The sequence below is a fragment of the Streptomyces sp. NPDC059255 genome (assembly GCF_042752355.1).
Lineage (GTDB): Bacteria > Actinomycetota > Actinomycetes > Streptomycetales > Streptomycetaceae > Streptomyces.
On sequence record NZ_JBHYZP010000059.1, the window covers coordinates 11,774 to 36,862 of the forward strand.

A 25,089-nucleotide genomic window follows, 5' to 3' on the forward strand; every position below is an offset into this window, starting at 1 on the left:
TGGTCACTTGGCGCAGTAGCTGTACGGCACGTAGTCGCGCTTCCCGTCCCTCGGCGCGCCGAGAAATTCGGCGTCCTTGAGGGTCTCGGACTTGTTCTCCATCGAGATGGAGGCACCGATCGAGATCCCCAGATTCAGCTCGAATCCGTACTCCTGGGCGTCGGACATGCCATCGTACGATGTCCTGCTCGACTTGCCCTTGTCGAACAGGAGCTGCCCGAAGGGGTCGTCGGCGCCGGGCCGGCTGGTCGGCGCGTTGGTGTCCAGCAGGTATTCGAAGGGCGCGGTGTGGTCGCCGTTGCCGTCCAGCCACGCCTGGCCGACGGCGCGGTCGGCGTCGCCCTTCTCGCCCTTCTCGAAGGCGATGGTGTTGGTGACGACGCCGATGTCGCTGCCACCCGAATTATCGGTGTTCTTACCCTTTCCGCCACGCTTGTCCTTGCCGTCCTTGCCGTTGTCGCCGCCGACCCCGCCGGTCTGACCGCTGAAGGTCTCGGTGGTCTGGGTGAAGTCGATGCGCAGCAGTTCGCCGGTCTCCTGGTCCCGGGTGACGGTGACGGTGGCCGAGCGCTCGCCGGTGAGGTGCTTGCCCTTCTTGACGCCCCCCGCGTCCACGCCCGCGCCGATCGTGCCGTCCGCCTTGACGGAGTACGTGAACGACTTGGTGCCGCGGAAGTCGTCCTTGGTGACAAGGGCGTCGCCGCTGATCTTCACATCCGCGCCGAGCTTGCCGCTGAGCGTGCCCTCGGCGTCGGCGTTGAGCGACAGCTCGCCGCCGGCCTTGCCGTACACACCGACCGAAGCCTGGCTGATGTGGCGGTCCTTGAGCTTGTCCTCGACGCGGTTGCGGATGTTCTCCTCGTCCTTGAGGGGGCCCTTGCCGAAGAGGTAGAGGAGGCTGTCGCCGGCGCTGGCCTCGGCGCCGCCCGGGGACTTACGGCGTATCTCGTACATCTTCAGCTTCTCCAGGTCCTCGCGGAAGGACTCGGCCTCCTCGCGGCTCTTGAAGACCCAGGTGTCGCCGTTGCTGACCTTCACCCCGGCGCCGAGGTCGACCGAGCCCGTGCCGAGCTTGCCCATCTTGCCGCCGAAGCCCCCGGTGACGCCCGCGCTCGCGGAGTCGGTGAACGTGGTGTAGATGAGCTGGTCCTTGTCGTCGACCGTCCCGTCCTCGTTCACGTCGTAGTTGGCCCGCATCGTCTTGTCCTGGAAGCCGTAGTCCTGGCCCCACTCGAACCAGCCGAGCTTCGCCTTGCCGCCCGCGGTGTCCGAGATGGTGGATATCGTGCAGAGCGGGGGCTCGAAGTCCTTGTCGGCGAGCGGCTTGTCGTCCGTACCGTCGCCGCCGGAGGCACAGGCGCCGCCACCGCCGCCGAGGGCGGGGACGGCGCAGCGGATGCGGTCGCCGATGGACCCTCCGATGCCGGCGGCGCTGACGCCGAGCACGAGGGCGACGACGACGATGATCGCGCCCAGGTACTCCATGGCGGTGGCGCCGCCGTCCGATCTGAACCGGCGCCGGGTGTCTCCCGTACGTCCCCTGCTCATCGCTCCCCCTCGCGTATGCGGTCCACGGCATATCCGGTGACCGCACCGGCCACGACGACGGCGCAGGACATCAGCACGCCTTCGAGGGAGACCCGCTCCCACCTGATGCCGATGTTCAGAACCTGGACGAGGACGGGGACCGTGAAAACGGCGAAGGCGTGCCGTACGGGCAGGTCCCTGAAGGGTTCGCGGTGCGCGCGCGAGGAGGCCCAGGCGCCGAGCGCCACACAGACGGCGTTCGGCAGATGGATCACCAGCAGCCGGCCGCCGAACGATTCAAGCCGCTCGGTCGACCCCAGCGTCTCGTAGACGTAGGTGACTTGGAGGTACGAGGTGACGGCAAGCACCACGAACCCCGCCGCCCAGGCGGCGGCCATCGCGAGCAGCCCACCGCTCTCCGGCGCCGTATACCCGTAACCGGCCCCCCGGTACGGCGGCCCTCCTGTCCCACGCATCCGCGCTGCCCCCTGTGTATTGGCCGGATCTGACCGGTCCACCGTAGGGGGAGGGCAAGGACAGGTCGTGGGCCCGTGGGCCCAGAACCGGACCCAAAGGGCCCAGATCGTGCCCGGCACTGCCTGAACCGTGCCCGACTGCCGTGAACTACCGGGCGCCGCCCGGCCGGAGCTCGGCCGCCTGAGCCGCGCTGATCTCGGCGGGGATCTCGGCGGGGATCTCGGGGGTCTTCGCGTTCACGAGGTTCGCGGTGCAGCAGGTGGCGACCGTCGTCCCCGTACGCACCACCTGGAACACCAGCGGCACGTCCTCGCCCTCGTGGTCCCCGGTGAGCTGATGGGCCGGCGCCTGGTTCCCGGCCCGCGGAGCGGCCGGTCGCTTCACTCCGGAGCAGGTCGAGAGGCCGTCCTCGCCGCCCTCGGCCGTGAAACCGTCCGCGCAGGCGACGACCGCCGCGTCGAGACCACGATGCGTCCTTGCCCGGTTCACCGCTGGTTCGGGAGGGGGAGCCTCGGAAACATCACCGCGGTCGAGGGTCGCGTTGACCCGCAGCTCCACGGGATCGGCGCTGTCGCTGCCGTACGCGGAGACAGCGGCGGCCAGTTAGGAACGTCCGTGTTCAGCCGCGGCGGCACGCAGCGATCGCAGTCGCTCGGGCGACGCCTCGTCCCAGGAGAGGATGGTCGCCACGTCCCGGTCCTGCGCCTCGTCCTCTCCGGCCGACAGTTGCCCGTCCCCGCGTCGGCCGAGGGCAGAAGCGAAATCCTGGGCGAAGGAGGAGGGCTCGACAACACCTTCCGGGCTTTCGTCGATGAGCATCGCGACGCCGGCGAGCAGGGCCCTGGCCGCGATCCGGGAAAGGGTCACGACCTCCGCTTTCGCACGGCGCTCCGCGAACTCCGGACAGTCCGTCATCTTCCGGTGGATCTCCGCCGCCGTCGCCGGACCGACCGGTCCCGTCTCCCACAGCAGCTCCAGGGCTTGCCGAAAGACCTCCAGGTCCGCCGCACGGTTCGACTGCGAAAGGGACCGGAAGAGAACACCACGCGTGCGCTCGGCACAGGCGGCCGCGAACGCCCTGGCCTGATCGAAAGACCCCATGAAGGCCATACCGCGCACACTTTCCAGGATCTTCACACCGCTTCGCTTCCCCAACGTAGCCACGTACCTGTGTCCGGATCCATGGGCACGGCTTCTTGAGCCGGGCCCATGGGGGGCTCCTGCGGGGCTCGTGCGGGGCCTGTGCGGGGCCCCTCAGCCCGCGGCCGCCGTGCGGTAGGGGCGGAAGAACGCGCGGAGTTCCTCCGCGTAGAGCTCGGGTTCCTCGAACGGGGCGAAGTGCCCGCCGCGGGCGGGGTCGGTCACGCGGACGGTGTTCGCCGTACGTTCCATCCATGCCCGTGGCGGGCGGACGAGGTCACCGGGGAAGCGTGAGAAACCGGAGGGCACTTCGACCCGGCGGGCGTGCTGCGCGGGCGGGATCTGGGCGTTGGCCCGGTACATCCGCATCGACGAGCCGATCGTCCCCGTCAGCCAGTAGAGCGTGACGTTGGTGAGGATCTCGTCCTTCGTGAAGCACCGTTCGATATCGCCGTCGCAGTCGCTCCAGGCCCGGAGCTTCTCGACGATCCACGCGGCGAGCCCGGCCGGCGAGTCGGTGAGCCCGAAGGCGGCGGTCTGGGGCTTCGTACGGTGCATGGCCGCGTACGCGCCCTCGGTCGTACCCCAGGCCACGGCGCCGTCGAGCCAGGCGCGTTCCTCGGGAGCGAGCTCCGCCGGGTCGCCGCTGAACAGGGGCACCCCCGCGTCCATGCGATGGACGCCGACCACGCGGTCGGGATGGTCGAGGCCGAGGTAGCGGCTCACGTGGCTGCCGATGTCCCCGCCCGCCGCGCCGAACCGCGGGTAGCCGAGGACGGTCATCAGCCCGGCCCACAGACCGGCGACGGCGATGGAGTCGAGGGGCGGACCGGTGGGGCGGTCGGAGTATCCGTAGCCCGGCATGTCGGGCACGACCACGTCGAACGCGTCGGCGGGATCGGCGCCGTGCGCGCCGGGGTCGGTGAGGAGCGGGACGACCTTCGAGTAGCGCCAGAACGAGTCGGGCCAGCCGTGGCTGAGAACCAACGGCAGTACGGGCCCGGCCGGCGCGGCGGCCCGGGCGTGCACGAAGTGGATCCCGAGCCCGCCGAGCGGGACGCGGAACCGCGGCAGCCGGGCGAGCGCCGCCTCCTGCGCCGGCCAGTCGAACTCGTCCGCCCAGTACGCGACGAGCTCGCGGAGGTAGGCCAGATCGGTCCCGAGCGACCACCCGGCGTCCTCGGGCGAGTCCGGCCAGCGCGTGGCGCGCAGCCGCGCGCGGAGATCCTCCAGCGCCGCGGGGCTGGTCCGCGGGGTGAACGGCTCGGGGCGGGGCGGGGCGTCCGGCATGGCAGGCATGCTAGTGCCGGTCCGCACGATCTGGCGCAAAATAAGCCCATGAATCAGCTGAATCAGCGTGCTTTCGGCTGCGGTCTTCGATGACCCCGGCCGGGGCCGTTCGCCGAATGATCCCGGCCGGGGCCATTCGCCGAATGATCCCGGCCGGGGCCATTCGCCGAATGATCCCGCGCACTGTGGCCGGTCAGATGTTCGCCCTGCTCGTGGTGATGGTTCTGCTCCTGGGCGCGGGAGCCGTGTCGGCGCTGGTCGTACAGGCGGGCAACAACAGCGAGGACGTGGCCCGGGTCCGCGCGCTCGCCGTCGCCGAGACCTTCGCGCACGCGCCGGGAGTGCTCGCCGCGCTGAAATCTCCCGACCCGAGCGCGACGCTCCAGCCGATCACCGAGGTGACCCGGCGCCGGACCGGTGTCGACTACATCGTCGTGACGGACACGAAGGGGGTCCGCTACACCCACCCCAACCCGGCGGAGATCGGCAAACGCATCACGGGTCCGCTCTATCCGGCCACGGCGGGACGGGCGTTCACGGACCGGGTTCCGGCTCATACGCTGTCGTCCCCGTCGATCCGCGCGGTGGTCCCCGTGTTCGACAAGAAAGGCTCGGTGGTGGCCCTCGTCAACGCGGGGGTGACGATCGCGGACACCTCGGGCACGGTCAATCGTCAGCTGCCGGCGCTCATCGGTGGCGGCGCGGGGGTGCTTGCCCTGGCGACCGTGGGAGTGGCCGCGGTGAGCAGACGGCTGCGACGCCAGACCCGGGGGCTCGATCCGGCCGAGATCACCCGGATGTACGAGCACCATGACGCCGTTCTGCACGCCGTCCGCGAAGGCGTCCTCATCGTCGCCGACGACGGCCGGCTGCTGCTGGTGAACGACGAGGCGCGCCGCCTGCTCAGCCTGGCCCCCGACGTGCCCCTGCGCGACATCGCCGATCTCGGGCTCGACGAAGCCCTCACCCGGCTCCTGGCCGAAGGACGCGTCGCCACCGACGAGGTCCACCAGGCGGCCGGCCGGTTCCTCGCCGTCAACCAGCAGCCCACGAGCTCGGACGGGCGCGCGCTGGGCAGCGTCGCCACGCTCCGGGACACCACCGAACTGCGGGCCCTGGTCGGCCAGGCCACCGAGGCCCGCGAGACGCTCACGCTCCTCTACGACGCCAGCGTGAGCATCGGCAGGACGCTCGACCTGACCCGGACGGCCGAAGAACTCGCCCAGGCCGCACTTCCGCGGTTCGCCGACTTCGCCACCGTTGACCTGTTCGACTCCGTACTGCAGGGGGCGGACCCGGCGCGGGAGAGGGACACGCTGCGCCGGGCGGCCGCGGCCGGGGCGCAGGGACAGCGCGCCTTCTTCCGGTCCGGCCAACTCGTCAGCTTCCACCCGTACTCTCCGCAGGCCCGGTGCCTGGCGAGCGGGAGGTCGGCGCTCGAAACGGATCTGGCCGGGGCGTTCGTGGGGAAGGACCAGGACCCCCTGCACGCCGAGTGGCTCCGGTCGCACGGGATGCGCTCACTGATCACGGTTCCGCTGCGCGCCGGAGGCGCGGTCCTGGGCGTGACGAGCTTCTACCGTGGCGAACGGCTCCCCGCCTTCGACGAGGAGGACGTGTCGACCGCCGAGGAACTGGTGGGGCGCGCCGCGGTCTGCATCGACAACGCCCGGCGCTACGCCCGGGAGCACACCATGGCCGTATCCCTGCAGCGCAGCCTGCTTCCGGGGGACCTGCCCCGGCAGAACGCGGTCGAGGCCGCGTACCGGTACGTCCCGGCGCGGTCGGGGGTGGGGGGCGACTGGTTCGACGTCATCCCCCTGTCCGGTGCCCGCGTCGCCCTCGTCGTCGGAGATGTCGTCGGCCACGGACTGCACGCCGCCGCCACCATGGGCCTCCTGCGCACCGCCGTCTTCAACTTCTCGGCGCTCGACCTGGCACCCGACGAGCTCCTCACCCACCTCGACGAACTCGTCGCCCGCCTGGACCAGGAGGAGAGCAACCGCGGCCGGGCGAGGGGCGCGGCGTCGACCGGCGGTGCGGGAGTCATCGGGGCCACCTGCCTGTACGCGATCTACGACCCGGTCTCCCGTCGCTGCACCCTGGCCCGCGCCGGCCACCCGGGGCCCGCGATCGTCCGCCCCGACGGCACCGTCGCCTTCCCCGACGTGCCGGGCGGGCCGCCGCTCGGTCTGGGCGGCTTCCCCTTCGAGACCATCGACATCGACATCGCCGAGAACAGCGAGATCGTTCTCTACACCGACGGCCTCGTCGAGAACCGCGGGCAGGACATCGGCACCGGGCTGGAACGGCTGCGGCAGGCACTGGCCCATCCCGGCCGGTCCCCGGAGCGGACGTGCGACGCGGTACTCGACGCGCTGCTGCCCGCCGACGCGGCAGAGGTACGCGACGACGTCGCCCTGCTCGTCGCCCGCACCCGCGTCCTGGACGCCGAGCACTTCGTGGCCTGGGACGTACCGACCGATCCCGCCGCTGTCGCGGATACCCGTGCCGACGTCACGAGCAAGCTCTCCTCCTGGGGGATGGACGAGGTCGCCTTCACGACGGAACTCATCGTCAGCGAACTCGTCACCAACGCCATCCGCCACGCGGTCGCCCCCATCCACCTGCGCCTGGTGCGCGACCGCGCCCTCATCTGCGAAGTCTCCGACGGCAGCAGCACCGCCCCCCATCTGCGCCGCTCCACCGCCGGGGACGAAGGCGGACGCGGCCTCTTCCTCGTGGCCCAGCTCACCGAACGCTGGGGCACCCGCTACACGTCACGCGGAAAGACGATCTGGGCCGAACAGGTCCTGCCACCCGCGGAGCCCACTGGCCTCACTGCCCCTGCTGGCCCCGCTGACCCCGCCGAGCCGACCGGGCCCGCTGAGCCCGCAGAACCTGTCTGCCCCGCACATCCCCGTGAGCCCAGGGAGCCCCGTCCGCCCGCCTCGCGGTGAGCGCGATCCCCGGAGACGGGATGCCTACCCGACGAGTGCGCCGGTCGCACGGGTCACGCCGGTCGGGCTCACGGCCGGCCTGTCTCGCCAGGTCGTACCCAGGGCAGCCTGACCGGGCGACGATGCCACCACCAGCCGCCATCAGCGACAGCCGAACCCGACATGGCCAGCCGCCCCAGCAACTCCCCGCAGTCTCCCACCGTATGCGCGAGGAACACCGCATCGAGTTCCTCGACCGCCCGGGCGAGAGGCTCCCGCAGTTCTGCCGGTGCGGTCGTCAGCCGCACGTCGAGGTGGTCACGCGTCCCCAGGTCCTGCACGTACGACTCCAGCGGATAGCGCCCCGTCGGCGCCCAGTCCCCCGCCATCCGGCGGACGAGCCGCTCCCAGAGCATCAGTTCCTCCCGCGCCCGATTGGCCGGATGCTGGGCGTGCGCAATGCCGTCCGGGTCCGTGGCCGCCTCGAACGCCTTGGTGGTCGGCACAGCGATGCTCTCCACCTGGTAGACCTCCGGGAGCAGTTCGACTCTGGCACCCGGAAATTCCGGGACCGGATCCTCCACGGTGTCGATGGTGTTGACCGGCACATCGTCGTCCGAATCCTCCACCCTGGCACGGGTCACCATCCCCCCAGCGGTGACGGCCCAGTACGTCGAGGGTGCCCCTTCCTGCGCCGGGTACAGCACCGTCGCGCCGGTGACGTCCGCGAGCCGCAGGGCTGCCGCCGCCTCGTCCGGCGGCTCCGAAACAGCTTCGGAGACCGAGACCTCCCACGCCATTCCCACATCGCCGATCAGCACCTCATAACCGCAGAGCACCAACGCCGCCCAGTTCCGGCCTTCCTGATCGCCCTCTTGATCTGTGACATCGACCTCCGCCAGCGGGACGCCCACCACGTGGGCCAGGGCTGCCGTCATGGCATCCGGCGCCAACTGGCGCACGGTCAGAAAGTTGTAGATCACTGGTAGGTCCCGTCGTAGACATTCTTGGCTTTCTCGACGGCTTCGGGATGCTCCGTGAAGCGCGGGTCTCTCGTCAAAGCGGGCGAGTCCGTCCTACCTCCCGCTCTGGCAATCTCCTTCAGCGCCGCGTACTCGTTCCGGTCCATCTCCACGAGCCCTTTGCCTGACACAGGGTAGGTGCGGCCATTGCTTTCCACCCTGTATCGGCGCCCGTTGACCTCGTATGTGTTCTTGTCATCGAGGAGATCAGCCTTGCCCTCCGCGATCCCCTTGATGTCGTCGTCGACGGCTTTCTCGTTCCCCTTGAGGATGATGGTGTTCTTCTCGCTCACCTTGCCGTGCTTGGCTCCGGCGACGGTGTGGCGCGGGTGCGGGGGCTTGAGCGTCTTACCTGCCGCAGGCCCCACGACCTGCGGAATCGTGTCCCATTCCCGCTGCTTCTGCCTGGCGTTCTGCGCAGCTCGCTCGGCCTCATCAGCCTCCGTGTCTGCCCTCTTCGCGGCCGCGGCCTTCTCCGGGTCCACGTCCTCGCCGCACTTCCCAGCGGTGAGGAGTCCTACGGGAACCGCGGCCCGTGCCACGGCAACAGCACCGATGCCCGCCCCGGGTACACCCACGCTGCCGCGGTACGGGGTGCGGATTCGGCCTCCCATCCCGATCGTGCAGCCATTGGTGCCCGCCTCCTCGGCGGCAGCGTCAGCGTGCTCGCGCGCCTCCTCGGCTGCCTTGCGGGCACCGTCGATATCACCCGCCTCACCAGCCTTACGGGCCTTGGCAGCGGCCTCCGACGCCTTCTCCGCGAGTTCGCCGACCTTGCCCAGTTTCGCGCCCTTGCCCAGCTTGCCGATTCTGCCGATCAGCTTGGCTTCGCCGTAACCGGGGATGAACAGCGAGCCGACGTTCCAGCCGACCGTGCCCACGGCCCGGCCGTACTCGCCCTTGTCCCACATGTCGCGGACCTCGTCGCCGACGAACACATCGTCCGCGACGTTCACAACCGTCTTGCCCGACGCCTTGCCCCAGTCCCAGACAGCGCCGAGGTAGTTGCCCTTGTCCCACTTGTCGCCGGCACCCTTGGAGTCATCGCTCCACCGGTCACCGAGACTCTTGCCGTACTCCTTGATGCCGTCCAGAGCGTCGAGCGGATGCATGACCGTGTCGAAGGTTCCGGTGACGTCGCCCCAGAAGCCGTCGGCAGCGGCCCCCTTGAAGAAACCTCCTACTTGCTTGACCCCGCAGGAGACGATCGCCCAGCCGCTGCAGCTCTCGTCCTCCTTGGCGTCGTTTCCGCCGTCCTTCTTGCCACCCTCGGCGTCACCGCGCTTCTCCTCGGCGGCACGCACCTCACCGCCGGCCGAGCCATCACCACCAGGGTTGCCGGCACCACCGGATTCGCCGGAGCCCGGCCCCCCGCCGGCCTCGGTATTCGTGCCGCCGCCCTCGTCGCCCCCTGCCCCACCACCTCCGCCGTTCGGCCCCGCGGCTGGGCAGGCGCTTCCGCTGAGTTCGCAGATCGCGGCGCGAAGGCCGCCGGTGATCTGGCCGCCTACACCTGTGGCGACGAGGCCACCGACTACCGCGACGACAACCACGACCAGTCCCAGATACTCCGCCGCCGTCTGGCCACCGTCCGTACGCCACTTGATCATGCGGGCGAGCCGGAACGGACGGTGTTCGGCCCGGTCGAACGGCGCGAGCAGGAACCACGCGCGTGACGGCCGGCGACACAGCAGCACGATGACGGCGAGGGGCAGGACCAGTTGAGTCAGGCCACGCCCGCCCCCGTCACCGAGCGTCCTCAACGCCCCGACGAGCAACCAACCCTGGACCGCCAGCAAACCCCACCGGACCCATGCCCCGCCCGTCCACGCCCACCGGCTCAACACCAGCCCGACGACCCCGGGCGCGGCCGCGTACGCCAGCAGGCCCAGGAGTTGACCATCGACCGCGTCCACGGACGCGGCAGTCATCAGCACCCCGGCCCCGCCCAGCACCGTCAGGCCGAACAGCACGCGCACGAAGATCAGCGCGACCCGAAGCGGCTGCGGCACCGGCTGCCGTCCCGAGCCGTACGCGAACAGCCCTGGCGGTGTGGGCGGGACGGCGGCTCTCCCTATGCCTGACATGACTGGGCACTCACTCCTCAGCGACGCGTGACGGCTCGATCACCAGATTCAAGCACATTCGCTATCGCGAAGCATGGGCCCAGAGACCCAATCACATCCGGCCGCATAGGCCCACAGTTTGAGCAGATTCTGCGGACACGCAGGGCACCGGGAGTACATGGCAATACGTTGCTCAAGCAACGCACCTCTCGATCGAGCTCTAAATATCACGCTCGGGTCCCCGCATAAGCCGCCCGGCCGGAACCGACAGAACGTCCAGTTCAGCGAAGCGAGCCAGCCGAATCGGCCCCCGTCCGCCGCAGCGTCACCCAGGACCTGACGCCCCGCTGCGGGAACCGCGCCTCGGCAACTCCCCAGTCGCCGCCCCAGTCATCGACAACGGCGGCGAGCAGCCAGAGGGAACGGCGCCGCCGCCCCTCACAGATGGCGACCGCGCCCGGGTCATGGTGGCGAGGGTGCTGATCCCAGAGAGCGATCCGGAGGGCTCCCGCGCGGTAGCAGGAGGGGCGCGTGGCACCAAGAAGCACACCCACCGAGCGCCAACGGCGACTCGGTTATGAATTGCGCAAGATGCGCGTGGCGGCGAGGATGACCACGGCGTTCGCCGCCGGACTGCTCGGCGTGCCTCGAACCAACGTGCCGAACATGGAGTCCGGCCGGTCCGGCATCAGCAGCGACCGCGTGCGGACCCTGGCCGGCAATTACGGCTGTGCGGACCACTCTCTGGTGGACGCACTTGCCGCGATGGCTGCCGAGCGCGAGAAAGGCTGGTGGGAGGCGTATCGCGGCCGACTGCCGGCCGGTTTCCTGGACATCGCCGAGATGGAGTGGCACGCGAGCCGACTGCGTATTGCGCTCTCCGTCCACCTGCCGGGCATCGTGCAGACCGAGGAACATGCGCGCGCCGTGTTCGCGTACGTCTTCCCGCGACTACCTGAGGCCGATGTAGACGTGCGGGTCGCTCTGCGACTCGACCGTCACCGAGTGCTCGACAAGCCAGATCCTCCCGTGCTTGACCTGATCCTCCACGAGGCGGGTCTGCGGATGGAATTCGGTGGCCCCAAAGCCGCGAAGCGCCAGTTGGCTTATCTGCTGGAGGCATCCGAGCGCGAGCACGTCACCGTACGCGCCATTCCGTTCAAGGCGGGGGCTTCCTGGGCGCGGGCCAGTCCGTCGTCCACGCCGGCGACCGCGTCCCGCAACTGGATGTGGTCGAACTCGACAGCACCCATGGGTCTGAGTTCATCGACTCGGCCATACAACTCCAGAAGTACCGAGCCCAGTTGGATGCCATGCGGGATGCTGCGCTTTCACCTCGCGCGTCATGCGACTTCATCCGTGCCATCGCCGACGATCTTTAGGAGTTACCAGCTGTGACAAACATCGACTGGGAGGAGCCCTTCTGCGGAGAGGGTGCCAACTGCTTCCGACTCGGCACCGACGAAGATGGCAATGGATACATCTCCATCCACGGCGAAGAGGACCGGTACCTCACCGACGGTCGTGACGCTCTGCGCAACCTGATCCGCGCGATCCAGGCCGGCAAGGCCGACCATCTGCTCTGAGGGCACGCAAAGCGGCGGATCTGCGTGTTCGTTGCAGATCCGCCCGCTCAGTGTTCACGTGGTGAGGGATGAAGGCCTACGAATCGCCGCCGCGCTGGAAAGAGACCTCTACTCGGCGGTTCTTCTTGCGGCCTTCTTCTGTGCTGTTGTCCGCGATCGGGTACTGCTCGCCGTAGCCACGGATCTCGTAGGAGATACCTGCCGACGCCAGCTCCCTGTCGAGGACCTTGTGCACAGCCTCCGCGCGCTGCTTGGAGAGCACATCCCCGTGCGCGGACGAGCCGAGGTTGTCCGTGAAGCCGAAGACGCGCACCTTCGTCGCGCCTTGCTTCTTGATTTCGTTGGCTATCCCGGCGATACGGCTGTTGGCCTTGCTGCCGAGCTGCGCACTGTCCTTACCGAAGAGGACCTCTGCCTGCAACGCAAACTTGATGTCCTCGTTGGTGTCCTCGCGGCGCTCCTCACCACCCTGGTCCTCGACCACCTGCACGATGTCGAGGACCTTGGCCGGCGCGAGCGTACCGCCCTGGGGCAGCTTCAGATTGGGTGAGTTGGCGTCGACCTCAACGGGCGGCGTGGCAGACGCCTCGGTACCCGGCGGAACGCTCGGGCCCTCGTCCGCGACGGCCACGCCAGCGCCGAAGACATGGGCTGTCGCCAGGAACGCGAACGCCACCACTGCTGTTCCGGCGCTGCGTGGGTGCCTCGTACGGGTACGGATGTATGCCATGTCGACCATCACCCGGAGATCTTCAGTGAGGCGACGGCGAAGGACGGCAGAGCCAGATCAACGTCGGCGGTGCCCTCCGGCGGTGCGGGGAACTGCATGAAGACAGGTGCCGTCTTGCCCGGCTGAAGCGGCAGCAGTCCGATGGTGCAAAGGCAGCGCATCTCCGTGTCCCGCAGAATGTAGTAGCGCTTCTTGCCGGCTTTGTCGATCAACGTGGCGCCTGCGACAGAGTTGGGGCTCATTGACACCACCTGCGTCTCGGCCCCCGCAAACCCGGACATGTTGACCACTTGATCCGTCGGGTTCTTGATCTGCCCACTGATCGTGAGGAAGCCACCGGAGTCACGCTCGACCTGATTGACGACCAGGACCAGACCACTGCGTCCGGTAACCTCGGCGAGCTTCACATTCGGGTCCGGTTGGTCGGCGGAAGGGGCGTCCTGCTCCTTGCCCTTCTCGGCCGACGACTGCGAGGACGGAGCGGACCCCGTCTTGTTGTTGTCGTCGTTGTCGCCGCCACCGCAGCCAGCCACAGTCAGGGCCAGCGTGACCGCCAGTGCGGCCACCGCCACTCCCCTGCGGCCCTTCGTGATGTGCCGAATGCTCATGTCTGCTGTTCCTTTGCTCGTCATTCGCTGTCAGTCCGCATCGACCAGGTGCACGGTAAAGAGAATCTTGCTCAAATCCGCCCAGGCGTCCGGTTTGGTCGGGTCGATGGTGACGTGACGTCCACCGTGACAGGTGAAGTCGATCGGACTGGGCTCTTCGTCCTCGTCTTTACCATCGTCTGCACCCCCACCCGCCCCGCCGCCCGGGGAAGCACTGCCTTCGGGCTCAGGCTCGGGAAGGGAGCACCGGAACTCGACCACAGCCGTCGCCCGTGCCGCGGCGTGTTTCTGCTCCGTACCAGGGATCACGGACTCACCCACGGTGTAACGAGTCCTGACGTCGACAGTGATCTCGTCCCGCAGAAGGCCGAGCTGCGGGTCACAACCGGACCCGACGCCATCGATGGGCCTCACATCGGCGCGGTTCTTCGCCGCGAGCTCCTGAGCCGCGGCGCATGGACGGCCGGGAAAAAACTTGTCGCCCCTGAAGAAGTCGTCCAGCCCGCCAGGCAGCAGCAGAGCGGCGAGAAATCCGGTACCCATCTCATTCCGTGCTTCCTGGGCCGCCGCGAGCGCCGCGGCGTCTGCCGCGCCTTGCGCACCGTTGCGTGCTGCGGACGCCTTGCCGACCGCGAAGAAAGCCAACGCGAGAAAGAGCAGGCTCGCCACCATCACAATGTAGATGGGGAAAGCCTGCCCTCGATCGCGGTATCGGTGCTGGATCATCCGGCGGTGATGGTGCCAACCAGCTCGGTGATGCGAGTCGTGATCGCCGAGCCGATCCCCGAGGCCACCATGCCACCGATGATCGCGACGACCACGAGGATGATGCCCAGGTACTCGAAGGCCGTCTGGCCGCGGTCCCCGGCCTCGTAGCGCTTCTGGATCTTCGAGACGGCAGTGTTCGCCCAGCCGTTCACGCGGATCTTGGTGTCGACGGCGGCCTTCAGCATCATGTTGTTCGACATGGGGTTCCCCTCCGGGTTCGGCCGACCGCCTGCCGGCCGACGAGTAAGTCTTTTCCACGCCGCTCCCGTTACCGGCTTCCTCCTGGCCGGTTCCGTTGGCGACATGAGAAAGGTACGCCGAACCCCCAGGTCCGCCAGAGGGCCCCAGGGCCCAATCCCGGGCCCAAAGCGAGGCTTGGGCCCTCCCGCGCGTCGGCTGGGTCCGCAGGCCCAATTCCGCGCCCGGATCCGTAGTCGTACCCACAGAGCGCATAGCCGTGCGCGGGCGGACCGGCTCGCTCACGGCGCGCCGCCCTGCTGGCTCGCGCCGCGCACGCCCCCGTTCAACCATGACCGACCGCCCCCGCGCCCCCGCCCGGCGTCATGCCGAGCCACTTCGCTATCGCTTCGCTCCGACTGCCGCAGTGCAGCTTGGCGAAGATCCGGTTGATGTGGTTCTTGACCGTCTTCTCGCTGATGAAACAGGTGGCGGCGATCTGCTGATTGCTCATTCCGGACGCGATCAGCTCCATGATCTCTACCTCCCGCGAACTCAGCCCGAACTCTTCCCGGTTGTGGCCTCCGGAGGCACTCTGCGGCCCACCCCTGGACTGTGCCACATTGGATTGCATTTGCGAAACCCCTTGAGGGGCACGAGGCCCGTTCAGCGCCAACACGTCAGCCTTTTGGCCGGTTCTTACACTTCTGGGCGAGGGGACTCCCGAAGCGTTTGCATGTGCATTCGCATCTTGATGTGGGAGGTCGGTCGGGGGCTGCGGGCCGCCGCCGTAGGGGACGCCCGTCGTGTACACCGTGCCCAGCCCCTCCGGAAGCGACCGGCCCTGCGCGGGGGCCGGGCCGCGGCGCATGTGGTCCAGCAGGGCGTTGGCCGCCGTGGGGGTGAAGTGGGCGCGCCCCTGTTTGATGTCCCGTACGGCCGACACGAGTTGGTCCGCGCTGAACTCCCCGTGGACCAGGTAGCCGCCGGCGCCCAGCCGCAGCGCCTCGTGGACGATCTCGCTCTCCCGGCTGTACGTCAGCATCATGACCGGGGATATCCGTACGAGGTGCGGCAGGGCCGAGATGCCGTCGACACCCGGCATCCGTACGTCGAGCAGGACGACGTCGGGGCCGGTCCGCCGGGCCACCTCGTAAGCCTGGCGGCCGTCCGTGGCCTCGCCGACGACCTGGATGTCGTCCCGGCCGGAGAGCAGCGCCGTGAGCCCGGCGCGTACGACCGGGTTGTCGTCGGCAACGACCACCCGCAACGGTGCGGCGGCGGTGGGGCCCGGGAAGTCCGGCAGCCCTGTCGCCTCGACGGCGGGCGGAGCGGCGGGGAGCGGTATGGAGGGCAGCGGGGAGTGAGGAGCCCCGTCGTGCGCCGACGTGTACTGGGACGCATGACGTGGCATGTGCTGCTGCCCTGAAGTGTGGGAAGGGTCGTCCGGCATCGTGCGGTCTCCTCTCTGGGGAGTGGTCGGGTGCGGAAAGCGGGGCGGTCAGTTCTGTTCGGGGGGTGGCACCGAGCGGAGGGCCACCAGCGGCAGATCGACACGTACTTCCGTACCGGCCGACGCCTTGCCCCTGCCGATCCGGATACGAGCCCCGATCACGGCGGCCCGTTCGACCATCCCGACGAGGCCGAAGTGGCCGGCCCGCCGGAGACCGTCGAGGGTGGTGCCGGGCGGAAGTCCCCGGCCGTTGTCGTAGACGCTGATACGGAACTGATCGCCCACGGTGCCGGCGGACACGTCCACCGTCTCCGGCCCGGCATGGCGATGCGCGTTCTCCATCGCCTCCGAGGCGATCGTGAGCAACTGCCGGGCCACCACGTGCGGCATGGTGGGGATGGTCTCGTCTCCGAACTGCCGGAACGACACCTCCAAGCCGCTGCGGCGACCGAAGTCATCGGTCCGGGCGGCGAGTTCGTCCATGACGGCCACGCCCCCGTCGAGCCCCGATTCGCGGCGCAGGTCCGAGAGCAGTTCCCGTGACTCGCTCGCCGCACGCCGGGCCGAGCGTGCGACCAGCTCCGCCTGCTGCCGTACGGTCTGCGCGTCCATCCGGCCGGCGGAGCCCGCGAGACCTTCGGCCGCCATCGCCAGTCCGTGCAGTGTCTTGGCGACGGAGTCATGCATCTCCCGGGCGAGCCGGGCCCGTTCCTGCTCGATCGCCTCGCTCACGGCAAGCCGTGCCCGGGTCTCGGTCAGCGCCTGACTGGCGCTGCCGAAGCGGAGCAGCAGCCCGCGCAGGGTGACGCCGACCGCGCCGGCGATGACGCAGAAGCCGGGCAGCAGAAGCGCCGTCGCGACAGTGGCACTGAGTTTCTCGCTGGTCAGGTAGACCATCGCGAGGATCGCGATCTGGAGCGACGTGAAGAGCGCCGCGCCCCGCCAGCCGTAGACAAGACCCGCCAGCAGCGGGGTACAGACGGTGACGTACCCCAGGGTCGAATCGGGTGTGGCGGTGATCAGCAGGAGGGCGCCGAAGACGGTGTCCGCCCCCAGCAGCCACGGATGCCTGAGCAGCAGCGGACCGAACCGCTCCCAGTCGCGGAAGAGGACGTACGAGCCCATGAATGTGACCAGGACGGCCCCGCTGACCAGCACCGTCGGCGCGCCGGGCGCAGTGCCCGCCAGCGCGAACGGAGTGGCCATGGCAATCATCGCGAGCCGGAATCCGAAGACCTGACGGCACATCGCCTGGAGCGCGTTGAGCTGCAGGGAGAGTGCCGGTGCCGCCTCGGGCTCCGTCGGTGCGATCCGCAGTTCCGCGGTCAACCCGTCGCGCAGCCGCGCCAGTTGGCCTGCCATGTGCCTGACACCCCCTTTCCTGCTTCCCCCGTTGTGTGTGTCATGTCAGCCGCCCAGGAAACTGAAGTCCACGTTCGCCCCGTACACGAAGCCGACGGTCAGCAGCAGCAGCGTCCCCGGCAGCAGGAACGAAGTGACCGCGAAGGTCGCCTTGGGAACGGCCTTGGCCGCCTTGCGCCGGGCGTTCTGGGCGTCCGTACGGCGCATGTCGTTGGCGATGGCGATCAGTGTGTCGACGATCGGCGCGCCCAGTTCCTCACCCTGCTGGAGGGCGGTTACGAACATCGCGACCTGCTCGGAGTCGTTGCGCTTACGCAGTTCCTCGAACGCCTGGCGGCGGCTGACGCCCATGTCCATCTGGCGCAGGGTGATGCGCAGTTCGTCGGACCAGGGCCCTGCGTACTTCTCGGAGACGCGGTCGAGCGCCTGCCGGAATCCGAGGCCGGCGCTGACGACGACGGCGAGGACGTCGAGGAAGTCGGGCAGGGTCCGTTCGATGTGGTCCCTGCGGACGCGGACGGCGGACCAGATGCCCACCTCGATCCAGAAGAGACCGAAGAGGATCATCACAGCGGACAGGAGTACCTGGCCGCGGATGATCATCGAGAAGGCACCCGCGAAGCCAAGAGCTCCGTAGACGGCGCGCCGGGCGGCGTAACGGTCGATGGTGAGACCGCCCGGATTACCCGCGAGGTCGATCTGACGGCGCTTCTTGTTGACCTGCTTGGGGCCCATCATCCGCAGCACGGCGGGGGCCCAGCGCATGCCGAGCCGGTCGATGCCGGAGCCGACGGCGCTGGTACGGGTGGAGCCGACCTCCAGCGCGATGGCGAGGTCACCGGGGAGTTTGGCATCGGCCCGGTACATACGGATGCCGTGGAGGGCTCCGTACACACCGAGCCCGATCACGAGCGCGAGCAGCAGTTCCATATCTGCCTCTCCCCTCAGATGTCGATACGGGACAGGCGGCGGATCACAACGAATCCGATGGCATAGAGAATCAGCGCGACGATGACGGCGGCCTGCCCGATGAGCGCGCTGGTCATACGGTCGAGGGCTCCTGGCATCACGGCGTTCAGCAGGAGCAGCGCGGCGAAGCCGAAGCCCGGGACGGCGTACGCGGTCACCGTCACCTGGGAGAGCTGCGTCTTGACCTCACGACGGGTCTCCTTGCGCTCCTCCAGCGTCTCCGTGAGGTTGCGCAGCGAGCTGACGACCGTACCACCGGCCCGGTTGGAGAGCACCAGTGTGGTCACCAGGACGACCAGTTCACGGGAGGGCAGCCGCTCGGACAACTCACCGAGGGCGTTGTCGAGGGACTCCCCGACGGCCAGCCGGCGCGCGACCCAGCTCAGCTCCTCGCCCGCCGGCGCCTCCAGTTCGTCGGCCGCCATGGCGATCGACGTACGGAGCGCCAGGCCGGCCTGGGTGGCGTTGGCGAGGATGCGGGACAGCTCGGGAAGCTGGTTGATGAAGCGCTCGGTGCGCTTGGCGCGCTGCCAGTTGAGGAAGGTGTTGGCACCCCACAGCGCCAGGAGCCCGGCCAGCGGGCCGAAGAAGGAGGCGAGGACCGACGACGCGATCAGCCAGAGCGCGCCCACCCCCGCGATCACATAAACGAAGTACTCACCCGGGGTGATGTCGAGACCGGTCGAGACCAGTTTCAGTTCGAGCTTCTTGCCGAACTTCGTCTTGCGGAGCCTGCGGTCCAGTCCGCCGAACCGGCGGCGCCGGCCGACGACCGGTATCTGGCCGGTGGACGAGAGCCGGTCGACGAGTGCCTGGCGCTGGGACTTGCCCGCCGCGTAGGCGTGCACACCCATGACGCCGAACAGGCAGCACAGCAGGGTGACGCCGATCGTGGGGAGAACGAGATTGTTCATGACGGGCTACCTACTTGGCCTCTCGGGTGAGGAGCTGTTCTTCGGACGCGGCGACTCCGAAAGCCTGCGGAATGGGCTGGTTGGCCATGTAGAGACGCTCGGCCACGCGTCGCGGGAGCGGGAAGTACTGGAAAGTGCCCTGGATCCGTCCGTCGGCGTCCATGGGGCGGGCTCGGAAGCGGACTGCGCTGACGATGCGGTACGCGTCCCTGCCGTGCGAGTCGAGTACCGCGATCTCCGTGACCCGGCGAGAACCGTCGGCGTGCCGGGTGAGCTGGACGATCACATCCACGGCGCTGTTGATCTGATCGTGCAGCGCCTCGAAGGGGATCTTGATCTCGGACATCGAGGCCAGGGTCTGGAGACGCATCAGCGCGTCCTCGGCGTTGTTCGCGTGAACTGTGGCGAGGGACCCGTCGTGACCGGTGGACATCGCCTGGAGCATGTCGAGCGACTCTCCGCCTCGGACTTCACCGACGACGATACGGTCGGGGCGCATACGCAGCGAGTTCCGGACAAGGTCACGGATGCTGATGTGCCCCTTGCCCTCGACGTTGGCCGGGCGGGACTCCAACCGGATCACATGGGCCTGCTGGAGCTGGAGTTCGGCGGAGTCCTCGATGGTGATGATGCGCTCCCCCTCGGGGATCAGCCCGGAGAGCGCGTTGAGCAGGGTCGTCTTGCCGGTGCCGGTGGCACCGGAGACGATGATGTTGAACTTCGCCTGGACGAGCCCGGACAGCAGGAGCACCATCTGGTCGTCCAGCGAGCCGAAGTTGAGCATCTCGGTCAGGGTGAAGGCGCGCGGGAACCGGCGGATGGTGAGCGTGGCGCCGGTGAGGGAGAGCGGCGGGATGATGACGTTGACACGTTCGCCGGAGGGCAGTCGGGCGTCGACCATCGGGTTGGACTCGTCGACACGCCGGTTGACGGTGGAGACGATGCGCTCGATGGTCTGCATGAGCTGGTCGTGCGAGCCGAAGCGCATCGGGAGCTGCTCCACCCGGCCGCCGCGCTCGACGAAGATCTGATCGGGCCCGTTCACCATGATTTCCGTGATCGAGGCGTCCTCCAGCAGAGGCTCCAGGATGCCGAGGCCCAGGGCCTCGTCGACGACCCGGCGGATGAGCTGGGCGCGCTCCACCGTGGAGAGGACCGGACCCTCGCGGCTGATGATGTGTCCGAGGACGCGCTCCAGCCGGGTGCGCCGTTCGGCGGCCGCCAGGGCGGACATCTCGGCGAGGTCGATCTCTTCCAGCAGCTTGGCGCGGTAGGTGACGACGAGGTGGCTGTCTTCCCCCGTCGCGCTGTTCTCCTCGGGGGAGGTGATCCGTGCCCGCAGGCTCATGGTGCGTAACTCCTCGGTGATGCTGGCCTGCTGGGATGCCAGCCGGGCCGGTGGTGCTCAGTCAAGAGGCATGGTGGAGCTGCGCGTCGCCTCTCCCCAGCGGCCTTCCATGCCCGGAATTACGGACGGGACCTTGATCCTGGCTGTGTAGGTAACGTCTCGGGCGTTGACACCCGGGGGGTCGAATTTGAGATCGTCCGAAAGCCAGTTGCTGATCGCGGCGTGCCCCGCCGGTTCGGGGTCCAGCTCTTGGTCCAGGGCATCCTGGCTCGCCGTCCGCGCCGCCACACGGGCTGCCGTGCCCGCCTGGTTCGCGGCGTACGCGGCGATCCCGAGCTGGATGGCCAGGAGCCCCACGATCAACAGCAGCGGAATGAAGCCCAGATATTCGATGGCGACCTGGCCGGACTCACTGCGACGGCGACTCCGGCGGGTGGTGTCCTTGCGCTCTGTCATGGTTCAGCTCTCCTTGACCGACGCGGCATCCCCGTCGACCTTGAACGGGAAGTTCAGCGCGCCCGGCATGAGGACCGGGACATGGAGCGTGATCGTGGCGCGATAGAGGCCAAGCTCCCCGCCGCATGCGTAGCCCACCTCGCCGGTCCAAGCGCTCGGCAGGTCTTCCCCCGCCGCCTGCTCGCACGCCGCCTGCTGGGCACTCGGGGAGCCCTGGGTTCCGGCGCCCGCCCGTGCCCCCACGTCCGCCGCGTTCCCCGCGAGGATGAAGGTGTAGCCGATCAGCGCGCACTGCCAGAGCGCGACGCAGAGCAGGATGATCAGCGGCGTGACGCCCACGAACTCGATCGCGGTCTGTCCCCGGTCGCGGGCCGGAGCAGGGGCAGGGGGAGTAACAGGAGTACGGCCACGTGACCGGGAGCGGATCCGCTCCCGGTCACGGCCGGGCGGTCGTGGGCACGCGAGGCCCGCCCGGGCGGGGTGGGTGGAGCCCGCCCCGCCCATGCCGTATACCGCCTTCTGCCGGCCAGTTCGTTCCCCCGAAGCGCACATGGTCAGCCATTCCCCTCGTTGGAGCCGGAGCCCGAGCCCGACCGCCCTCCCGCGCCTCTGCGGCGGCGGGTGCCGATCGCGCCCCGGTCGTTGCGGAACTTGGCGTTCTTTTCGGCGGCCTCGGGGACCTTCACCAGGCCCAGTTCTCCGGCCAGTCCCCAGAGTGCCTGTTTGACGACGCTCTTGCTCTCCAGTTCGTGCAGCCGGCCCGCGTCCACCACGCTCTGGAGTTCCTTGAAGTTGGCCGGAACGGCGGAGGCCGCCAGCCGCGTGCCGGTGATCTTCTGGATCAGGGGCGGCTGGATCTCCGTGGCGCGGCTGTAGCGGTTGACGACCGTCGTCGTCTCCTCCGCCTTGCGGATCTGGAGCCGGTCCCACAGCCGTACGATGCGCTTCGCGCCCCGGACCGCGATCACGTCCGGCGTGGTGACCAGGATGGCGCTGTCGGCCATTTCCACGGCGGCGGCGTTGGCGCCCGTCATCTGGGTGCCGCAGTCGATGACGACCACCTCGTACCGCGAGCGGAGCGCGCTGACGATCTGGCGGACCGCGCGGTCGGTGACCTCTTCGCCGCGTTCGCCCTCGCCCGGGGCGAGGAGCAGGGCCAGGCCGCTGCCGTGGCTGAAGACGGCGTCGGACAGGACGCGGGGTGAGATGTCCGTGATGGCGGCCAGGTCGACTATCGACCGGCGAAACTGGACGTCGAGGTACGAGGCGACATCGCCGGCCTGGAGGTCCATGTCGACCAGTGCCACCGTCCTGCCGGACGCCTGGGCGGCCAGGGCGAGCTGGATCGAGACGAGCGTCGCGCCCACCCCGCCCTTGGCCCCGGTGACCGTGACGACCGTACCGCCGGGGCCCGTGAAGACGTCGCCGCCGTGGCCGAGGTGGCGGCGGACGCCGACCGACCACTGGGCGGCGGCCTGGAGGCGGTTGGCCAGTTCCTCGTAGCTGAGGGGCATCGCGACCAGACCGCGGGCGCCCGAGTCCATGGCCGCCGCGAACAGCCCGGGGCTGGCGTCGGCCGTGACGAGGACGACCCCGACCGCCGGGAAGCGGAGCGCCACCTCGCGGATCAGCTCCAGCGCGGGGACCGGGCCGATCCGCTCGTGTACGAGGACCACTTCGGGCAACTCGTCGAGCGACTCCCCGGCGAGCCGGGCGAGCAGGTCGATCAGTTGCGTCGAGTCCGACACGGGCGGTGCCGGCTCCACGTCGGGGAGCTGGCTGAGCAGGGTCGTAATGGATCTGGCCGCGTCGGCGTCCCCGACGGCCGGGATGATCCTCGTGGACATGAGTACCTCACTTGTCCTTGCCGAGCTCGTACGTGCGTTCGCCGGGACGGAGCGTGGTGTCGCTGCCGGGAGCGACGAGCGCGAGGCGGACGTGCTGCGCGAAGGACTCCGCGTACGCGATGCGCTGGGCGTCAAGCGTCTTGAGGGCGAAGGTGATCGGGACGGCCTCGGTGGTCTGGTTCTTCGAGTCCCTGCTCGGCTCCAGCGCGGTCAGCTTGCCGACGTCCAGCACCTTCGCGTTGGAGACGATGATCTTCGACTGCGCCGCCGCGCCCTGGCTCTCGGCGGCGAACGTGGCGAAGACGTTGACCGAGGCCCCCGGGGTGATCTTGCCCGCCACGCCCGTGGCGGCATCGATCATGATGGCGATCTCCTGCTCCCCGGGCTGGAGCGCGGGACGCTTGACGATCATGTCGTTCTGGAGGAGCGAGCCCTTGCGCAGCTGGGTGATGGCGACCTTGCCGCCGACCTCGGAGAGGTTGGTGACCGCGTTGTCGGAGAGCCAGCGCTTCGGCATGGTGATCTTCTCGAACTGATCATTCCGCAGGGCCTCGTAAGGGGCCACGTCCGACTTGATCCGGTAGGCGGTCACTTCGGGGCCGACCTTCGAATTCACGTCGCTGATCACCGAAAGGACACCGACAAACGCGGCGAAGGCGCAAAGAACGGAAAGAAGCAGAAGTATGACGCCACGGCGCTGGCGGGAGTTCATGGACCGTACAACCTCGATCGGGGACGTTGGTGCGGACGGACAGGAGAGCGGAGAGGCGGAGCTGCGGCTGGGGTGCGGGTGAGCGGGCCGGCGGTGATTCGGTGAGTACGGAGGGAACTGATGGAGCGGAGGGAACGGACGGCGGGCGTGGAGCGTTTGCCAGTTGTACGGCGGAGAACCACCCCCGTACTGCCTAGCAGTGTCCGCCGTTGTGTGTCAGGTGTCTGTAGGGCTCCGTAGCAGCTCCGTTGCGACTCCGTAGTGACCCACGGCTCCCGCGACTACGGCTCCTTACCCACAGGAGCCCCATCGTTCAGGACACCAGTTGGCTGAGATTGGTTCTCCGGAGTGTGCAGCGGTGAGGAACAGAAGCCGCACCGGTCCCCTATCAACTCCATTCCGCACCAATGACACCGTTCACGCCGGACGGATGCCACCAATTGGTACGTTACCGAGATGTCCGGAAGGTGTGCCGCGAATTCGACGAGCTTGCCGGTGCCCCACCACCGCGCGGAATCCGCGGGCAGTTCGGCCTCGGACACCCCCGCGACCTGCCAGGCGGGGGCGAGCGTGGAGGCGACCCAGTCGGACTGCGACTGCCCCCGGGCGACCAGGAGTTGGGTCGCGAAGTCGGGACCGGTCAGTTCGCCGGAGCCGATCTTGACGAGCTGCGGCTGCGGGCTGGCGACCACACCGAACTGCGACCCCGGCACCCACGACCTGGCGTGCGCCTTGAGACTGACGGGGACGCGGTCCAGCTTGGCGACGGAGCCGAGCACCGCCCCCGCGTGGATGTAGTGGGAGAGCAGCCGGGCGGCCGAGGCGACCACACCGGGACTGAAGTCACAGATGGACAACTGGCGCAGTTGCCGTACGAGTACGGCCAGTCCGAGCGGCGGCAGCTCCGATCTGAGCAGCGCGACGCGGTCCGTCTCCAGGACGGACCGCACGGCGAGCAGCCGACGTTCGTACGCGGCCGGAATCGTGGACGGATAGACGGCGACGACATATCCGTACTGCTCGACCAGCATCTGCATGTCGGTGAGCGCGTCCTCGAACGACTGCGCCTCGGGCGGCTTGAAGGCCGCCGCGGTGGGCGTCTGCTGATCCTGCGCCGGCAGCACCAGGTCGGCGCTGGTGACGGCGATTGCGGTCGACACGTACTGATTCCCCGTTTCAATCCGGTTACCGGCGGAGCCCGCCGGGAACCGCGGGTCGCTCACTGCTGAATACACCCGCATCGGCACTTTATCCAGCTCAATCCACGACTACCAAGCTTTTCACTGAACGGAAGGCCATAAAGGCCCATAGGTAGTCGAGTTGGACAAATCGGAACGAAGATTACGAAGATTGCAAAGATATCGAGCGGCTGTGCGGCGGGGATTCCGCACGCGGCACACCCGCCACTGCCTCCACTTGAATGTGAAAACGAAACAATTCACTTTGCCAAAAGTTCACCGTCATACACGTTTCACCGCACAAATGCCCGGCCGCCGCCCCCGCCCACCGGCACAACTCCTTTGGCCTGAACCAACTTTACGCACGGCGAACAGGGGCTCGGCAAGAGCTTCCGTCACGATCTTCACCACGGGCACCACACGGGCGCCACTCGGGCCCGACCGGGCGTATCGCGGGCACCGCACGAGCAGTGGGCCGGTGCCATGTCGCTGCCGGGCCGGCACCGACACGGCTCCGGCC

Annotated in this window: 24 protein-coding genes and 1 pseudogene; 4 read left to right on the plus strand and 21 right to left on the minus strand. The window is 68.7% G+C overall.

Going from position 1 to position 25,089, the window contains the following annotated elements:
• Positions 1-3: 3 nt before the first annotated feature.
• From ACFXKG_RS39135 to ACFXKG_RS39155, 5 genes are all read right to left on the minus strand, one after another.
• Positions 4-1,548, minus strand: coding sequence for a hypothetical protein (locus tag ACFXKG_RS39135; protein ID WP_384849716.1), 1,545 nt, complete (start codon positions 1,546-1,548; stop codon positions 4-6).
• Positions 1,545-2,003 (minus strand): hypothetical protein, encoded by a 459-nt coding sequence (locus tag ACFXKG_RS39140; RefSeq protein WP_384849719.1) that lies wholly within the window; start codon positions 2,001-2,003, stop codon positions 1,545-1,547. The genes ACFXKG_RS39135 and ACFXKG_RS39140 overlap by 4 nt, the downstream gene beginning before the upstream one ends.
• A 148-nt stretch (positions 2,004-2,151) precedes the next feature.
• Complete coding sequence (locus ACFXKG_RS39145; protein WP_384849722.1) at positions 2,152-2,493, minus strand: hypothetical protein; 342 nt, start codon at positions 2,491-2,493, stop codon at positions 2,152-2,154.
• A 114-nt stretch (positions 2,494-2,607) separates the two neighbouring features.
• Positions 2,608-3,105 carry a hypothetical protein gene (locus ACFXKG_RS39150; RefSeq protein WP_384849725.1) on the minus strand — a complete coding sequence of 166 codons (498 nt, stop codon included), beginning with the start codon at positions 3,103-3,105 and terminating at the stop codon, positions 2,608-2,610.
• A gap of 153 nt (positions 3,106-3,258) precedes the next feature.
• Positions 3,259-4,434 carry an epoxide hydrolase family protein gene (locus ACFXKG_RS39155; protein WP_384849728.1) on the minus strand — a complete coding sequence of 392 codons (1,176 nt, stop codon included), beginning with the start codon at positions 4,432-4,434 and terminating at the stop codon, positions 3,259-3,261.
• Between the two features lie 170 nt (positions 4,435-4,604).
• Here ACFXKG_RS39155 and ACFXKG_RS39160 point away from each other — a divergent pair, with 170 nt between their 5' ends.
• On the plus strand, positions 4,605-7,394 hold the full coding sequence (locus tag ACFXKG_RS39160; protein WP_384849731.1) for a SpoIIE family protein phosphatase: 2,790 nt from the start codon (positions 4,605-4,607) through the stop codon (positions 7,392-7,394).
• A 68-nt stretch (positions 7,395-7,462) separates the two neighbouring features.
• Here ACFXKG_RS39160 and ACFXKG_RS39165 read toward each other — a convergent pair whose 3' ends face one another.
• Together ACFXKG_RS39165 and ACFXKG_RS39170 are read right to left on the minus strand one after the other, a co-directional pair.
• Positions 7,463-8,335 carry a hypothetical protein gene (locus ACFXKG_RS39165; RefSeq protein ID WP_384849734.1) on the minus strand — a complete coding sequence of 291 codons (873 nt, stop codon included), beginning with the start codon at positions 8,333-8,335 and terminating at the stop codon, positions 7,463-7,465.
• A 17-nt stretch (positions 8,336-8,352) separates the two neighbouring features.
• Entirely contained in the window at positions 8,353-10,482 is a 2,130-nt protein-coding gene (locus ACFXKG_RS39170; protein WP_384849737.1) for a hypothetical protein, read from the minus strand.
• A gap of 588 nt (positions 10,483-11,070) precedes the next feature.
• On the opposite strand from ACFXKG_RS39170, the pseudogene ACFXKG_RS39175 reads away from it, so the two are divergent.
• The 3 genes and pseudogenes from ACFXKG_RS39175 to ACFXKG_RS39185 all read left to right on the plus strand — a co-directional run.
• Positions 11,071-11,598, plus strand: a pseudogene (locus ACFXKG_RS39175) (Scr1 family TA system antitoxin-like transcriptional regulator); the annotation flags it as partial.
• Between the two features lie 92 nt (positions 11,599-11,690).
• Positions 11,691-11,843: a Scr1 family TA system antitoxin-like transcriptional regulator gene (locus ACFXKG_RS39180; protein WP_384849777.1), complete on the plus strand. Its 153-nt coding sequence runs from the start codon at positions 11,691-11,693 to the stop codon at positions 11,841-11,843.
• A 12-nt stretch (positions 11,844-11,855) separates the two neighbouring features.
• Positions 11,856-12,047: a hypothetical protein gene (locus ACFXKG_RS39185; protein ID WP_384849740.1), complete on the plus strand. Its 192-nt coding sequence runs from the start codon at positions 11,856-11,858 to the stop codon at positions 12,045-12,047.
• A 76-nt stretch (positions 12,048-12,123) separates the two neighbouring features.
• Here ACFXKG_RS39185 and ACFXKG_RS39190 read toward each other — a convergent pair whose 3' ends face one another.
• From ACFXKG_RS39190 to ACFXKG_RS39255, 14 genes are all read right to left on the minus strand, one after another.
• A complete protein-coding gene (locus ACFXKG_RS39190) occupies positions 12,124-12,786 on the minus strand; it encodes an OmpA family protein (protein WP_384849780.1) in 663 nt (220 codons plus the stop codon).
• Complete coding sequence (locus ACFXKG_RS39195; RefSeq protein ID WP_384849743.1) at positions 12,786-13,385, minus strand: hypothetical protein; 600 nt, start codon at positions 13,383-13,385, stop codon at positions 12,786-12,788. Before ACFXKG_RS39195 ends, ACFXKG_RS39190 begins: the two co-directional genes overlap by 1 nt.
• Before the next feature lie 30 nt (positions 13,386-13,415).
• Positions 13,416-14,111, minus strand: coding sequence for a pilus assembly protein TadG-related protein (locus ACFXKG_RS39200; RefSeq protein ID WP_384849746.1), 696 nt, complete (start codon positions 14,109-14,111; stop codon positions 13,416-13,418).
• Complete coding sequence (locus ACFXKG_RS39205) at positions 14,108-14,353, minus strand: hypothetical protein (RefSeq protein WP_384849749.1); 246 nt, start codon at positions 14,351-14,353, stop codon at positions 14,108-14,110. Before ACFXKG_RS39205 ends, ACFXKG_RS39200 begins: the two co-directional genes overlap by 4 nt.
• Positions 14,354-14,676: 323 nt before the next feature.
• Positions 14,677-15,783: a response regulator gene (locus tag ACFXKG_RS39210; protein ID WP_384849752.1), complete on the minus strand. Its 1,107-nt coding sequence runs from the start codon at positions 15,781-15,783 to the stop codon at positions 14,677-14,679.
• A gap of 48 nt (positions 15,784-15,831) precedes the next feature.
• On the minus strand, positions 15,832-17,145 hold the full coding sequence (locus tag ACFXKG_RS39215) for a sensor histidine kinase (protein WP_384849755.1): 1,314 nt from the start codon (positions 17,143-17,145) through the stop codon (positions 15,832-15,834).
• A 45-nt stretch (positions 17,146-17,190) separates the two neighbouring features.
• Positions 17,191-18,075: a DUF5936 domain-containing protein gene (locus tag ACFXKG_RS39220; protein WP_384849758.1), complete on the minus strand. Its 885-nt coding sequence runs from the start codon at positions 18,073-18,075 to the stop codon at positions 17,191-17,193.
• Positions 18,076-18,089: 14 nt separating this feature from the next.
• Positions 18,090-19,028 (minus strand): type II secretion system F family protein, encoded by a 939-nt coding sequence (locus ACFXKG_RS39225; RefSeq protein WP_384849761.1) that lies wholly within the window; start codon positions 19,026-19,028, stop codon positions 18,090-18,092.
• A 10-nt stretch (positions 19,029-19,038) separates the two neighbouring features.
• Entirely contained in the window at positions 19,039-20,376 is a 1,338-nt protein-coding gene (locus tag ACFXKG_RS39230) for a CpaF family protein (protein ID WP_384849764.1), read from the minus strand.
• Positions 20,377-20,433: 57 nt separating this feature from the next.
• A complete protein-coding gene (locus tag ACFXKG_RS39235) occupies positions 20,434-20,832 on the minus strand; it encodes a TadE/TadG family type IV pilus assembly protein (RefSeq protein WP_384849767.1) in 399 nt (132 codons plus the stop codon).
• Positions 20,833-20,835: 3 nt separating this feature from the next.
• Entirely contained in the window at positions 20,836-21,171 is a 336-nt protein-coding gene (locus tag ACFXKG_RS39240) for a septum formation initiator (RefSeq protein WP_384849770.1), read from the minus strand.
• Positions 21,172-21,386: 215 nt separating this feature from the next.
• Complete coding sequence (locus tag ACFXKG_RS39245) at positions 21,387-22,679, minus strand: CpaE family protein (RefSeq protein WP_384849773.1); 1,293 nt, start codon at positions 22,677-22,679, stop codon at positions 21,387-21,389.
• Between the two features lie 7 nt (positions 22,680-22,686).
• Positions 22,687-23,391 (minus strand): Flp pilus assembly protein CpaB, encoded by a 705-nt coding sequence (cpaB, locus tag ACFXKG_RS39250; protein ID WP_365807984.1) that lies wholly within the window; start codon positions 23,389-23,391, stop codon positions 22,687-22,689.
• Between the two features lie 281 nt (positions 23,392-23,672).
• Positions 23,673-24,551 (minus strand): hypothetical protein, encoded by an 879-nt coding sequence (locus tag ACFXKG_RS39255; RefSeq protein WP_365807982.1) that lies wholly within the window; start codon positions 24,549-24,551, stop codon positions 23,673-23,675.
• Positions 24,552-25,089 lie beyond the last annotated feature (538 nt).